This is a genomic window from Kitasatospora sp. NPDC088391 (assembly GCF_044753345.1).
Lineage (GTDB): Bacteria > Actinomycetota > Actinomycetes > Streptomycetales > Streptomycetaceae > Kitasatospora.
The window spans coordinates 393,558-407,945 of record NZ_JBIVNB010000004.1 but is presented as its reverse complement, the minus strand read 5'-3'; the positions used below and the strand labels follow the sequence as shown (position 1 = coordinate 407,945).

The 14,388-nt window shown below is 75.1% G+C and carries 9 protein-coding genes; all 9 read right to left on the bottom strand.

Features of this window, described 5'->3' with window-relative positions:
• Positions 1-84: 84 nt before the first annotated feature.
• Positions 85-687, bottom strand: a complete 603-nt coding sequence (locus tag ACIQBJ_RS14965) for a hypothetical protein (RefSeq protein ID WP_400708889.1) — start codon at positions 685-687, stop codon at positions 85-87.
• A 103-nt stretch (positions 688-790) separates the two neighbouring features.
• On the bottom strand, positions 791-3,310 hold the full coding sequence (locus tag ACIQBJ_RS14960) for a SpoIIE family protein phosphatase (protein ID WP_400708887.1): 2,520 nt from the start codon (positions 3,308-3,310) through the stop codon (positions 791-793).
• A gap of 180 nt (positions 3,311-3,490) precedes the next feature.
• Positions 3,491-4,159: a TetR/AcrR family transcriptional regulator gene (locus tag ACIQBJ_RS14955; RefSeq protein WP_400708885.1), complete on the bottom strand. Its 669-nt coding sequence runs from the start codon at positions 4,157-4,159 to the stop codon at positions 3,491-3,493.
• A 171-nt stretch (positions 4,160-4,330) separates the two neighbouring features.
• Positions 4,331-5,932, bottom strand: coding sequence for a 4-coumarate--CoA ligase family protein (locus tag ACIQBJ_RS14950; protein ID WP_400708883.1), 1,602 nt, complete (start codon positions 5,930-5,932; stop codon positions 4,331-4,333).
• Between the two features lie 181 nt (positions 5,933-6,113).
• A complete protein-coding gene (locus ACIQBJ_RS14945) occupies positions 6,114-6,965 on the bottom strand; it encodes an inositol monophosphatase family protein (protein WP_400708881.1) in 852 nt (283 codons plus the stop codon).
• Positions 6,966-7,262: 297 nt separating this feature from the next.
• On the bottom strand, positions 7,263-8,435 hold the full coding sequence (locus ACIQBJ_RS14940) for an acyl-CoA dehydrogenase family protein (RefSeq protein ID WP_400708879.1): 1,173 nt from the start codon (positions 8,433-8,435) through the stop codon (positions 7,263-7,265).
• A 96-nt stretch (positions 8,436-8,531) separates the two neighbouring features.
• Positions 8,532-10,550: an acetyl/propionyl/methylcrotonyl-CoA carboxylase subunit alpha gene (locus ACIQBJ_RS14935; protein ID WP_400708877.1), complete on the bottom strand. Its 2,019-nt coding sequence runs from the start codon at positions 10,548-10,550 to the stop codon at positions 8,532-8,534.
• A 310-nt stretch (positions 10,551-10,860) separates the two neighbouring features.
• Complete coding sequence (locus tag ACIQBJ_RS14930) at positions 10,861-12,459, bottom strand: acyl-CoA carboxylase subunit beta (protein ID WP_400708875.1); 1,599 nt, start codon at positions 12,457-12,459, stop codon at positions 10,861-10,863.
• Positions 12,456-14,120 carry an acyclic terpene utilization AtuA family protein gene (locus ACIQBJ_RS14925; RefSeq protein WP_400709773.1) on the bottom strand — a complete coding sequence of 555 codons (1,665 nt, stop codon included), beginning with the start codon at positions 14,118-14,120 and terminating at the stop codon, positions 12,456-12,458. The genes ACIQBJ_RS14930 and ACIQBJ_RS14925 overlap by 4 nt, the downstream gene beginning before the upstream one ends.
• Positions 14,121-14,388: the final 268 nt, after the last annotated feature.

Here is a 14,388-nt window from a genome sequence, read left to right as displayed (position 1 = left end):
TCCGTCCGCGCCCCAGTCTGGGCGGCGCGGACGGTGCGGGGCGGGCGGCGCGCCGGGGCCGGGGGCCGGTCGGCCGACGGGGCGTCAGGACGCGGGGGCCTGGTCGAGGAGGACCTCGCGGGCGTCGGCGGCGGCGGGCGGGGTCGCGCCGAGGTCGGTGAGGGTGGTGATCAGGACGGCGTCGACGCCGGGCAGCCAGTTGCTGGTCTTGGACGGGACCACCACGGTCTGGGTCTGCTCGGTGCCGTCGCAGACCACCTGGGTGGGCGAGGTGCGGGTCGCCCCGAAGGCGACGGTGGCCGGGTCGGTGGGGTCGGTCTGCTCGGCCGAGGTGTTCAGCGAGCGGGGGCCCTCGGCCGGGGCGCAGGTGTAGGCGAGGGTGACCCGGACCCGGCCGGGGTACTTCGGGTCGATGACGGCGCCGCGCAGCGCGATCACGGTGGTGGCGGGCGCGGCGGTGGTCGGTGCGGTCGGCGCGGCGGTGGTCGGTGCGGTCGGCGCGGAGGAGGGGGCGGGGGACGTCTCGGGGGCGGCGGTGGGCGGCGCGGTGGGTGACGGGCCCGCCGGGTCGCCGGTGGAGGACGGGGGCGGGGACGGGGACAGGGCCTGGGACGGCGGCGGGGCGAGCGCGGCGGTTCCGGCGGTGAGGGCGAGCAGGCCGGCGGCGGTGAGGAGGCGGACGGACACGGCGGGACCTTTCGGCGGGGCGGATTCCTCCGACTCTCCGTCAGCTCCGCCGCCCCGGCGACCGGTTGCCGCCACCCGGGTGCCGGGTCGCCGCCGGGCCCGGTCAGCCCGGGCGGTACGGCAGTTCGATCTCGGCCCAGACGACCTTGCCGTGGCGGGTGGGGCGGCTGCCCCAGCGGTGGGCCAGCTCGCTGACCAGGTGGATGCCGCGGCCGCCCTCGTCCTCCTCGGCGGAGGAGCGCAGCCGGGGCGGCTGGCCGCCGGCGTCGGAGACCTCCAGGGTGAGGGTGCGGTCGCGGAACAGGCGCAGCCGGCGCGGGGCGTCGGCGTGCAGCAGGGCGTTGGTGACGAGTTCGCTGACCACGAGTTCGGCGTAGTCGGTGAGCGCGGACAGGCCCCAGCTCTCCAGGGTGGCGCGGGTGAAGCGGCGGGCCCGGGCGGGCAGCGGGCCCTCGCCGGGCAGCAGCAGGGTGGCGATCCGGTCGGACGGGACGGGCAGCACCCGCGCCATGATCATCGCGATGTCGTCCTCGGTGCCGTCGGTGACGAGCGCGGCGAGCGCGGCGTCGCAGCTCTCCTCCAGGGTGCGGCCGGGGACGGCGAGGGTGCGGGCGAGCAGGTCGATGCCCTCGTCGAGGTCGCGGCCGCGCCGTTCGACCAGGCCGTCGGTGTAGAGCGCGAAGGTGGAGCCGGCGGGGAGGGTGAACTCGGTGGACTCGAAGGCGCCGCCGCCGACGCCGAGCGGGACGCCGGGCGGCAGGTGGACGACGTGGGTGGAGCCGTCGGGGTCGACCCGGACCGGCGGCAGGTGGCCGGCGGAGGCGATCACGAAGCTGCGGTCGACGGGGTCGTAGACGGCGCAGACGCAGGTCGCGAACTGGCCGTCGCCGATCGCCGAGGCGGTCTCGTCCAGGCGGCCGAGGACCTGTTCGGGCGGCAGGTCGAGGGTGGCCAGGGTGCGGGCCACGGTGCGCAGTTGGCCCATCGTGGCGGCGGCCCGGATGCCGTGGCCCATCACGTCGCCGACCACCAGGGCGACCCGTCCGCAGGAGAGCGGGACGACGTCGAACCAGTCGCCGCCGACCTCGCTGACCACGCTGGAGGGCAGGTAGCGGTGGGCGATCTCCAGGCCGAGGGTGCGGTGGATCTCCTGCGGCAGCAGGCTGCGCTGCAGGGTGAGGGCGGTCTCGCGCTCGCGCCGGTAGAGCCGGGCGTTGTCGATGGCGAGGGCGGTGCGGGCGACCAGTTCCTCGGCGAGCGAGACGTCGGCGGCGCCGAACGGCTCGGGGTTGCGGGTGCGGACGAACTCGGCGCCGCCGAGCACCATGCCGCGGGCGATCAGCGGCACCAGCAGGTAGGAGTGGATGCCGGCGGCGAGGCCGGGCGCGACCCGGTCCGGGTCGGGGACGAGGCCGCGCAGCACCTCCTCGTCGACGTGCGCCTTCAGCAGCGGGCGGCCGGAGCGCAGGCACTGGGCGTAGACCCGGTGGGCGCCGTACTCGGTGGTGCCGCCGACCTGGGCGGCGGCACCGGTCAGGCCGGAGCCGTACGCCTCGCCGACCGCGACGGCGCGCACCTCGATGGGCTTGTCCGGCTGGATCGGGGCGGGTTCCTCGCCGCGCAGCACCGGCTCCAGCAGGTCGACGGTGGCGAAGTCGGCGAACCGCGGGATCACCGCCTCGACCATCTCCTCGGCGGTACGCCGCAGGTCGAGGGTGGTGCCGATGCGGGCGCTGGCGGAGGCCAGCAGGGTGAGCCGCTCCTGGGCGCGGGCGGCGCGGGCCTCGGCCTGGAAGCGCTCGGTGACGTCGATGATCGAGGAGGAGACGCCGAGCACCCGGCCGGTGGAGTCCTCCAGCCGGAAGTAGGACGCCGACCAGGCCCGGTCGCGGCGCGGGTCGCCGGGGACGCGGCCGTGCGAGCGGGCGTCGATGACGGGCTTGCCGGTGGTGAGCACCTGCCGCATCACCGCCTCGACCTCGGCGGCGTTGATGCCGGGCAGCACGGCGGAGATCCGGCGGCCGAGGTGCTGTTCGACGGTGAGGCCGTTGATCCGGGCCAGCGCGGCGTTCAGCCGGACGAAGCGCAGGTCGGTGTCGTAGACGGCGAGGCCGATCGGGGACTGGGTGAAGAAGCCGTCCAGCACGGCGAGGTCGGACTCGACCTCGCGCAGGGTGTGCACGTCGGAGGCGGTGGCGAGCAGCAGGGCGCTGCCGTCCGGGCCGGTGATCGGGTAGGTGTGGAACTCCAGCTCGACCGCGACGCCGTCGCGGCGGCGGACCCGGTGGGTGCCGGACCAGCCGCGGCCGGCCACCAGCTGGCGGAACAGCTTCTCGCCGGCCTCGCGGGCCTCCTCGGGGAGCAGCAGCCGGGCCGGGTAGGCGCCGATCGCCTCGTCGGCGGTCCAGCCGGTGAGGGCCTCGGCCTCCTCGCTCCAGTGCAGGATGCGGCCGTCCTCCTGGACCAGCGCGGTGGCCAGCGTGACCAGGCGGTGCCCCGCCAGGCGTGCGGAAGCGGCGCCCGCCGCGTCGTGGTCGGGCGTCTGTTCGAACCCGTGCGTGCTCAGTTGGCCACCTGCCCGGTACGTACCTTCCCCGGTGCCGCCGGGAGTTCCGGCTTCCACCAGACTGCACGTCCGGCAGCACGCTGGCGACTGGTGGTCGTGCGGGCGGTCGGACCGAAAAGGCGAGTCTGGTGGATTCCGGCCTTTCCGGGCAAGGGTGCGGCGGCGATCTGCCGGTGCCGTCCGCCGGTCGGCGCGTCGCGGCCGGTCAGCGCCGCGTCCCAGCAGGTCACGGCTTGATCACGAGGGGTGCGGCAGGTCGTCCCGGGCGGTGCGCGGGGCGCCGTCCGCGCCCGGGGCGGCGAGCGCGGCGTCCAGCAGCCGGGACCACTGGCGGACGATGCCGGCCCGGCGCGGCCCGTCGTCGGTGAGCAGGTTGGCCAGGCCCAGGCCGCGGGCCAGGTCGAGGGTGGCCTGGACGGTCTCCCGGACGCCGGTGGCGCCCTCGTCCGCGCCCAGGCACTCGACGGCGGCGCGGTGCGCCTCCCGGCCGATGTGGTTCTCCAGGCTCACGATCCGCTCGCGCAGCGCGTCCTCGGTGGCGGCGGCCACCCACAGGTGCAGGGCGGCCCGGAACAGCGGGCCGGTGTACAGCCGGACGATCATCTCGACCACGGCCTCGGTGCGGGCCGGGCCGGTCGGCGGGAGCCGCTCGACGTGCGCGAGGACGACGGCCAGCCGCTCGGCCGCGACGTGCTCGACGGCTGCGGTGAACAGGTCCTCGCGGGTGCGGAAGTGGTGCTGGGCGGCGCCGCGGGTGACGCCGGCCCGTTCGGCGACCACCAGCACCGTGGAGCCGTTCCAGCCGACCTCGGCCAGGCACTCCACCGCCGCCTCCAGCAGCCGGCGGCGGGTGGCGCGGCTGCGGTCCTGCTGAGGGGTGCGGGCGGCGGGGGTGCTGGTCGGCATCGGCGGCTCCTGCTCGGCGGGTTCGGCCCCGGGGCGCCGGGGGTGCGGGGTCCGATCCTACGTGCGGGAGCCGCCGCCGGACCCTTGCGCGGGAGCCGCCGTCGGGCCTGTCGTGCCGGGCCCCGGTTGCCGGTGCCGGTCGCGTCGGCCCCGTCGGCCCGGTCGGCCCGGTCAGCCGCGCCGGGCGCGGTCGCGCAGTTCGCGGCGGAGGATCTTGCCGCTGGCGGACTTCGGGACCTCCGCGATGAACTCCACCGCGCGGACCTTCTTGTACGGGGCGACCCGGCGGGCCACGTACTCGGCGACCTCCTGCTCGGCCAGCTCGCAGCCGAACGCGGGCACCACGTACGCCTTGGGGTGCTCGGTGCCCTCGGCGTCGGTGACGCCGACCACGGCGGCGTCGGCGATGCCCGGGTGGGTGAGCAGCACGGCCTCCAGTTCGGCCGGGGCGACCTGGTAGCCCTTGTACTTGATCAGCTCCTTGACCCGGTCGACGACGTACAGGTAGCCGTCGGCGTCGACGTGGCCGACGTCGCCGGTGTGCAGCCAGCCGTCCGGGTCGATGGTCGCGGCGGTCTCGGAGTCCCGCCCGAAGTAGCCTTTCATCACCTGCGGGCCGCGGAACAGCAGTTCGCCGTCCTCGCCGGGGCCGAGGTCGCGGCGGGGACCTCGGCCGGGCTCTTGGCCGGGCTCGTCGAGGGCGATCACCCGCAGTTCGGTGCCGGGGACCAGGCGGCCGACGGTGCCGACCGGCGGGTGCGGGTCGTTCGGCGGGACGACGTGGGTGACCGGGGAGAGCTCCGTCATGCCGTAGCCCTGGAGCAGGTGCGGCAGGCCGAGGCGGCGGGCGCAGGCGGCGGCGAGTTCGGCGTCCAGCGGGGCGGCGGCGCTGAGCACGTGGCGGATCGAGGACAGGTCGTAGCGGTCGACCAGCGGGTGCTTGGCGAGCGCGAGGACGATCGGCGGGGCCACGTACACCGCCTCGATCCGGTGCTCCTGGATGGCCGCCAGGAACTGCTCCAGGTCGAAGCGGGGCAGCACCACGATGGTGGAGCGGGCCCGCAGCGGGCGGTTGAGCAGGGCGGTCAGGCCGTAGATGTGGAAGAACGGCAGCACCGCGAGGATGCGTTCGCCCGGGGCCGGGCCGAGCAGGGTGTCGACCTGGGCCAGGTTGGTGGAGACCGAGCGGTGGGTGAGCATCACGCCCTTGGGCAGGCCGGTGGTGCCGCTGGAGTACGGCAGCACGGCCAGGTCGGCGGCCGGGTCGAGGACGGGCTGCGGCTCCGGGGCGGAGCCGGCGGCCAGGTCGGCGAGCGAGCGGTGGCCCTCGGCGGGGTCGCAGACGAAGATCTCCGCCACCGGGTGCGCGGCGGCGGCCTCCCGGGCGACCGGCAGGAAGGCCGCGACGGTGATGATCCAGCGGGCGCCGGAGTCGCGCAGCTGCCCGGCCAGCTCCTCGGCGGTGGCGAGCGAGCTGACCGGGGTGACGGTCGCGCCGGTGCGGGTGACGCCGTAGAACGCCAGCGGGTAGGCCGGCGAGTTGGGGCTGAACAGCGCCACCACCTCGCCCTTGCCGACGCCCGCCTCGGCCAGGCCCGCCGCGACCCGCCGGGTGCCGGCGTCCAGTTCGCGGTAGCTGACGCTCCGTCCGGTCAGGCCGTCGATCAGCGCGGGCCGGTCGGCGTCCTCCCCCTCGGCGCAGCCGCCGAGGACGGCCTCGTGGATCGGCAGGTCCAGCGGGGCGACGAACGGGTAGTCGCTGTGGAACACCATGCGGGCCTCCGGGCGGATCGGTGGGCGGGCGGTGGGCGGTGACGGGTGGTGGTGGCGTTCGGGTGGTCGGCAGGGTGGTGTTCGGGCGGAGCGGTGTTCGGGCGGGGTGGCCCGGACGGTGTGACGGTGTGCGGCCAAGACTGCCGTCCTTCCGTCCGGATCACCAGGGCGCGTGCCCGGCTTACCGGCGTACGCCGCCGCCCCGTTGGCGTTCGATCAGCTCCAACAGGCGGGCGTGCGTCCTGGCGTCGGCGGCGACGACCAGTCCGCCCCCGCCGCTGTGCAGCGGTTCGCCCCGGAGGTCGGTGACGGTGCAGCCGGCCGCCAGGCAGAGCGCGATGCCCGCGGAGAAGTGCACGCAGTTCTCGAAGTGACCGTCCGTCAGGTAGGCGGCGCGGCGGCCGGCCGCGACCCAGGCCACCGCGATCGTGCTCGACACCACCCGGGGCCGGAACTCCGCCTCGAAGTCCGGTTCGGTGAGCAGCCGGGCGACCCGGACCTCCGGGGCGTTCGGGTAGGGCGGGTCGAGGTTGAGGTCGACCAGCCGGGACTCGGCGGACGGGACCAGCGGGCTGTCGGCGCCGTCGCGGCGCAGGCAGGCCCGCTCGCCGTCCGTCCAGTACGTCTCGCCGGTGTACGGGTCGGCGGTCGCGGCGGCGGTGGTGCGGCCGTCCTCGCTCAGGGCGACGTTGACGCCCACCAGGTGGGTGCCGACCGCGTAGTTGAGCGTCCCGCAGAGCGGGTCGACCAGCCAGCGGCGGGAGGCCCCCGCCGCGCCGCCGCTGCCGTACTCCTCCCCCGTGAAGGCGTCCTGCGGGCGGGCGGCGCGGAGCACGTCGAGGACGGCGCGCTCCGCGGCGAGGTCGGCGGTGGTGGCGAAGTCGCCGCTGCCGCCCTTGTGGTGCTTCGCCGCGTCGTGCCACGGGTGGGCGCGGACGGCTTCGGCGCCCGCCTCGGCGGCGCGCAGCGCGAGGGCGGCGTCGTCGACCGTCGGGGCGGGGTCGGTGTGGGCGCGCGGGTGGCGCGTGGTCATGGCTGCTCCGTCCGGGGCTGAGGGTGTTTCAGGTGTCCGGGCCCGGTCGGCGGTCCGCTGCGGAACCGTCGGCGGCGCCCTCGGCCTACGGGCCGGTGATCGCCGATCCGGGGCAACCCTAGAACGTGGGCAGGTGGGTGGTGGTGCGGGGACGGGATGGTGCGGGAACGGGGCAGTTCAGGGACGGGGCGGTGCGGGGACGGGGCGGTGCGGGGACGGGGCGGTGCGGGGACGGGGTGGGTGCGGGGACGGTGCGGGTGCGGGATGTGCCGGCCCGGTCCGTCCCCGCCGGCGGCCTCAGTAGGAGCGGGGCAGGCCCAGGGTGTGCTGGGCGACGTAGTTGAGGATCATCTCCCGGCTGACGGGCGCGACCCGGCCGACCCGGGTGGCGGTGATCAGCGCGGCCAGGCCGTACTCCTGGGTCAGGCCGTTGCCGCCGAGGGTCTGGACGGCCTGGTCGACGGCCCGGCAGGAGGCCTCGCCCGCCGCGTACTTGGCCATGTTGGCGGCCTCGCCCGCGCCGAGGTCGTCACCCGCGTCGTAGAGCTGCGCGGCCTTCTGGGTCATCAGGCGGGCGAGTTCGACCTCGATGGCGCACTGGGCGAGCGGGTGGGCGATGCCCTGGTGGGCGCCGATCGGACGGTCCCAGACGGTGCGGGTGCGGGCGTAGGCCACGGCCGTGTCGAGCGCGTAGCGGGCGATGCCGAGGGTGAACGCGGCCGTCATGATCCGCTCCGGGTTGAGGCCCGCGAACAGTTGCAGCAGCCCCGCGTCCTCGTCGCCGACCAGGGCGTCGGCGGGCAGTCGGACGTCGTCCAGGAAGACCTGGAACTGCCGCTCCGGGGCAGTGAGTTCCATCGGGATCGGGCGGTACTCGAAGCCCTGGCTCTCGCGCGGCACGACGAACAGCGCGGGCTTGAGCTTCCCGGTCCTGGCGTCCTCGGTGCGGCCGACGAACAGCACGGCGTCGGCGTGGTCGATGCCGGAGACGAACACCTTGCGGCCGCTGAGCAGCCAGTCGCCGCTGCCGTCCTCGGCGCGGCGGGCGACGGTGGAGATCCGGTGCGAGTTGGACCCGGCGTCGGGCTCGGTGATGCCGAACGCCATCACCCGGGTGCCGTCGGCGAGTCCGGGCAGCCAGCGCTGCTTCTGCTCCTCGGTGCCGAACCGGGCGATCACGGTACCGCAGATCGCCGGGGAGACGATCAGCATCAGCAGCGGGCAGCCGGCCGCGCCCAACTCCTCCAGCACCAACGCGAGTTCGGCGATGCCCGCGCCTCCTCCGCCGTACTCCGCGGGCAGGTTGACCCCGAGGTAGCCCAACTTGGCCGCCTCCGACCAGAGTTCCTCGACGGGCTCACCGGCCCGGGCCTTGCGCTGGAAGTACTCGCGGCCGTAGCGGCGGCCGAGGGCGGCGACGGCTTCGCGCAGGGCGCGACGGTCCTCGGTCTCGATCAGCGGTGCGGACATGAGGGTGGTCCTTTCCGTGCTTCCGAGTGGGTGGTGCGGGGCCTGGTGGTGCGGGGCCTGGTGGTGCGGCGGCCGGGCGTGAACGGTGCTCGCGGGTCAGGCAGTCGCGGCTTCGGGGGCGGGGTCGACGACTGCGAGGACGGCTCCGGTGTCGACCTGGCGGCCGGCTTCGGCGTGCAGGGCGGTCAGGGTGCCGTCGGCCGGGGCGGTGACCTGGTGCTCCATCTTCATCGCCTCCAGCCAGAGCAGGGGTTGGCCCGCGGTGACGCGGTCGCCGGCCCGGGCCGCGACCCGGACGACGGTGCCGGGCATCGGGGCGAGCAGGGTGCCGGGAGCGAGTTCGGCGGCGCGGTCGGGGAAGCGGTCGAGGGCGACCAGGGCGTGGTGACCGGTCGGACCGTCCACGTGGACCCGGTCGCCGTAGCGGGCGATCCGGTAGCGGTGGCGCACGCCGTCCACCAGCAGGTCGACGGACTCCCCGGTGGAGTGCAGGAGTTGGACGCCCGGGTGGTCCTCGGCGAGCAGGCCGTCGCGGGTGAGGCGGTAGCGGACGTCGAGCGTGGCGGCGGGGTGGTCGGGGGCGGTGTCGGCGTCGGCGGGGCGGTAGTGCTTGGTCTGCGGCTGGGACGGCAGGTTGCGCCAGCCGGAGGGGAGGGCGTGCGGTCCGGGGCGGCGGGCGGCGGCGTCCGCGAGGGCGGCGGCGAGGGCGGCCAGCGGCGCCGACTTGTCGTCCGGGGCGGTGAGTTCGGCGGCGTGGTCGGTGAGGAAGGCGGTGTGCACGGCGCCGTCGAGGAAGGCGGGGTGGCGCAGGGCGCGGACCAGCAGGTCGCGGTTGGTGGCCGGGCCGTGCAGGCGGGCCCGGCCGAGGGCGTCGGCGAGGCGGCGGGCGGCGGCGGCGCGGGTGGGCGCCCAGGCGATGACCTTGGCGAGCATCGCGTCGTAGTGCACGGTGATCCGGCCCCCGTCGGCGACGCCGGAGTCCAGGCGCAGGCCGGTGGCCGTGACCTGGGCGGCCGTGGCGGTTGCGGCGGTTGCGGCGGTCGGGAGGGTGGCGAACTCGACGTCCACGCCCGGGATGTCGAGCAGGTGCAGGGTGCCGGTGGCGGGGCGCCAGCCGCGTGCCGGGTCCTCGGCGTACAGCCGGGCCTCGATCGCGCTGCCGCGGCTCGGCGGCGGGTCGGCGGGGAGCTTCTCGCCCTCGGCGACGGCGAGTTGGAGCGCGACCAGGTCGAGGCCGGTGACGCATTCGGTGACGGGGTGCTCGACCTGGAGGCGGGTGTTCATCTCCAGGAACGCGAGCCGCCCGTCCGAGGCGAGCAGGAACTCGGCGGTGCCTGCGCCCCGGTAGCCGATCGCCCGGGCGGCGGCGGTCGCGGCGGCGTGCAGGCGGGCCCGCAGGTCGGGGGCGAGCCCGGGGGCCGGGGCCTCCTCGATCACCTTCTGGTGCCGGCGCTGCAGCGAGCAGTCCCGGTCGCCGACGGCCCAGACGGTGCCGTGCGCGTCGGCGAGCAGCTGCACCTCCAGGTGGCGCCCGGTGGGGAGGTAGGGCTCGCAGAACACCTCGTCGTCGCCGAACGCGGCGGCGGCCTCGGCCCGGGCGGCGGCGAGGGCGGTGGGCAGTTCGGCGAGGGTGCGCACCACCCGCATCCCGCGGCCGCCGCCGCCCGCGGCCGCCTTGACCAGCAGCGGCAGGTCGGCCTCGACGGGTTCCGCGCCGACCGTCAGGACCGGGACGCCCGCCCCCGCCATCAGCGCTTTCGCGGCGGTCTTGGAGCCCATCGCGGCGATCGCCTCCGGCGGCGGGCCGATCCAGGTCAGTCCGGCGTCGAGCACCGCACGAGCGAACCCGGCGTTCTCGGACAGGAATCCGTACCCCGGGTGGACGGCGTCCGCGCCCGCGTCGAGCGCGGCCCGGACCAGCAGGTCGGCCCGCAGGTAGGTGTCGGCCGGGGCGGCACCCGGCAGGCGGACGGCGAGATCGGCCTCCCGGACGTGCGGGGCGTCGGCGTCGGGGTCGGAGTGGACGGCGACGGTGGCGATGCCGAGGGTCCGGCAGGTGCGGAAGATCCGGCGGGCGATCTCGCCCCGATTGGCCACCAGCAGGGAGGTGATCATCCGTCGGTTCGCCTTTCTGGCGGGAGTGAGGGGGTGTTACCTGCGTGTGTGGGTGTCACTGGTGCGAGGGGTGCGAGGAGTGCGACCAGTGCGTGAGGGTGTTGCTGGCGCGTGAGGGTACTGCCGGTGCGTGAGGGTGTTGCTGGCGCGTGAGGGTACTGCCGGTGCGTGAGGGTGTTGCTGGCGCGTGAGGGTGTTGCTGGCGCGTGAGGGTGTTGCTGGCGCGTGAGGGTGTTGCTGGCGCGTGAGGGTGTTGCTGGCGCGTCGCAGCATCACTGGCGTTAGAGGGTGTAACTGACGCGTGGTGGTGTCACATCCGGAAGACGCCGTAGCCGCGGGCGCCCTCCACCGGGGCGTTGTGGATGGCGGAGAGGCACAGGCCGAGGACGGTGCGGGTGTCGCGCGGGTCGATGACGCCGTCGTCGTAGAGGCGGCCGGAGAGGAAGACGGGGAGCGACTCGGCCTCGATCTGCTGCTCGACCATGGCGCGGATGGCGGCGTCGGCGTCCTCGTCGTACGGCTGGCCCTTGGCGGCGGCGGACTGGCGGGCGACGATGGAGAGGACGCCCGCGAGTTGCTGGGGGCCCATGACGGCGGACTTGGCGCTGGGCCAGGCGAACAGGAAGCGGGGGTCGTAGGCGCGGCCGCACATGCCGTAGTGGCCGGCGCCGTAGGAGGCGCCCATCAGAACCGAGAGGTGCGGGACGGTGCTGTTGGACACCGCGTTGATCATCATGGCGCCGTGCTTGATGATGCCGCCCTGCTCGTACTCCCGGCCGACCATGTAGCCGGTGGTGTTGTGCAGGAAGAGCAGCGGGATGTCGCGCTGGTTGGCGAGCTGGATGAACTGTGCGGCCTTCTGCGACTCCGCGCTGAACAGCACACCCTGGGCGTTGGCGAGGATGCCGACCGGGTAGCCGTGCAGTTCGGCCCAGCCGGTGGCCAGGCTGCTGCCGTAGCGGGGCTTGAACTCGTCGAAGTCGGAGCCGTCGACGATCCGGGCGATCACCTCGCGCGGGTCGAAAGGGGCCTTCAGGTCGCCGGGGACGATGCCCAGCAGCTCGTCCTCCGGGTACTTCGGCGGCTCGTAGCAACTCCTGGGCGCGGGGCCTGACTTGTGCCAGTTGAGGCGGTGCACGACCCGGCGGGCCAGTCGGAGCGCGTCGGGCTCGTCCAGGGCGAGGTGGTCGGCGAGTCCGGAGGTGCGGGCGTGCATCTCGGCGCCACCGAGCGACTCGTCGTCGGACTCCTCGCCGGTGGCCATCTTCACCAGCGGCGGGCCGCCGAGGAACACCTTGGCCCGCTCCTTCACCATGATCACGTGGTCGGACATGCCGGGCACGTACGCCCCGCCCGCCGTGGAGTTGCCGAACACCACCGCCATGGTGGGAATCCCGGCCGCGGAGAGCCGGGTGAGGTCGCGGAACAGCGCGCCGCCCGGGATGAAGATCTCCTTCTGGCTGGGCAGGTCGGCGCCGCCGGACTCGACCAGGTTGATCAGCGGGAGCCGGTTGCGCAGCGCGATCTCGTTGGCCCGCAGGGCCTTGCGGAGCGTCCACGGGTTGGACGAACCGCCGCGCACGGTCGGGTCGTTGGCGGTGATCACGCACTCGGTCCCGGCGACGGTGCCGATGCCGGTGACCAGTGCCGCGCCCACCGGGTAGTCGCTGCCCCAGGCGGCCAGCGGGGAGAGTTCGAGGAACGCGGAGTCCGGGTCGAGCAGCAGCTCGATCCGCTCGCGGGCCAGCAGCTTGCCCCGACTCCGGTGCCGCTCCACGTACTTGGGGCCGCCGCCGGCCAGCGCCCTGGCGTGCTCGGTGTCGAGTTCGGCGAGCTTGGCCAGCATCGTGGCGCGGTTGGCGGCGTGCTCGGCCGCGGCGGGGTCGAGCCGGGTGGGCAGGACGGTCACAGCAGGGCCTCCGGGATGTCGAGCCGGCGCGAGCGCAGCCACTCCCCCAGCGCCTTCGCCTGGGGGTCGAACCTGGCCTGGGCGGCGACGCCTTCGCCGAGCAGGCCGTGGATGGTGAAGTTGACCGCCCGCAGGTTCGGCAGCAGGTGCCGTTCCACCGCCAGGTCGGCCGTCTCCGGGAGCAGTTCGCGCAGGCGCTCGACGGTGAGGGTGTGCGCCAGCCAGCGCCAGCCGGCCTCACTGCGGGCCCAGACCCCGAGGTTGGCGTCGCCGCCCTTGTCACCGCTGCGGGCCCCGGCGACCAGGCCGAGCGGCGCCCGGCGGGTCGGGCCCGGGTCCGGGTCCGGTGGCGGCGGCAACTCGGGCTCGGAGGTTCGCTCCTGAGGGTGGGTCAGTTCTGGTGCGGAGACGGTGGTTCGGGTGCCGGACGGCAGGTGGGCCACCTGTTCGACCGCCTTGGCGTCCACGTACTTCGCCTCGAACACCCCGTAGGGCGTGGGCTTTCCGGGCGGGGCGGTCAGGTGAAAACCCGGGTAGCCGGCCAGTCCGAGTTCGACGGCGGCGGCGGTGAGGGCGCGCCCGACCCGGTGTTCCTGCGGGTCGCGGGCGGTGAGGCGGAGCAGGGCGCTCGCGGCCTCCTCGGTGTCGGCGTCCGGGTGGTCGGTGCGGGCCAGCGTCCAGCGCAGTTCGGCGGGCTGGGAAGGGACGTCGGCGGCCGTCAGGGCGCGGGTCAACTGCCGTTGGACGAGGGCGGCTTTGGCCTCGATGTCGAGTCCGGTCAGGACGAACACCAGCTCGTTGCGGTAGCCGCCGAGCCGGTTGAGGCCGACCTTGAGGGTGGCGGGCGGGGCCTCGCCGCGGACGCCGGTGATCCGGACCCGGTCGGGGCCGTCCGGGGTGAGGACGGCGGTGTCCAGGCGGGCGGTGACGTCCGGTCCGAGGTAGCGCGGTCCGCCGGTCTCGTACAGGAGTTGGGCGGTGACGGTCTCGACGGTGACCGCGCCGCCGGTGCCCGGGTGCTTGGTGATCACGCTGCTGCCGTCGGCGTGCAGTTCGGCGATCGGGAAGCCCGGGTGGTCGGTGTCGTGCTCGGTGAAGAACGCGTAGTTCCCGCCGGTGGCCTGCGCGCCGCACTCCAGGACGTGTCCGGCGACCACCGCCCCGGCGAGGGCGTCCAGGTCGGCGGGCGTCCAGCCGTAGTGGGCGATGCCCGGGCCGACCACCAGGGCGGCGTCGGTGACCCGCCCGGTGACCACCACGTCCGCGCCGCCGCGCAGGCACTCGGCGATCCCGTACGCGCCCAGGTAAGCGTTGGCGGCGAGCAGCGGCCGCGGGTCGGCGCCCTCCCCCGTCCAGCCGAACTCGGCTGCCCTGGGCAGGAGTTCGTCGCCGGTGAGGTGGCCGATCCGGACGCTCAGACCTTGCCGTTCGGCGAGTTCGCCGAGCGCGTCGGCGAGCCGGGCCGGGTTGAGGCCGCCCGCGTTGACCACGATCCGCACGCCGCGGTCGAGCGCCTGCGCGAGGCACTCCTCGGCCTGCCGCAGGAAGGTCCTGGCATAGCCGAGCCCCGCATCGCGCAGCCGGTCGCGGGCCAGGATCAGCATGGTCAGCTCGGCCAGGTAGTCGCCGGTCAGGACGTCCAGCGGGCCGCCCGCGAGCATCTCGCGGAACGCTCCGAACCTGTCGCCGTAGAACCCCGACGCGTTGCCGATCCGCAGCACGAAACCTCCCCGACTCGCCCGACTCGCCCGACTCGCCTGCACCGCACGGCCGTTCACCCGGTGAACGGCCTGGCCGGTCGACGGTCCGCACCGGCGGCCCCGGGCGGGTCCGGCCGCGACCGAGCGTGTCACCGGAGCGGCGACAAATCAAGCACGCGTGCTTGTTTTTCTCGCCGGGGAGGGCTGCGGGCGTGGGCGCGGCGCGAGA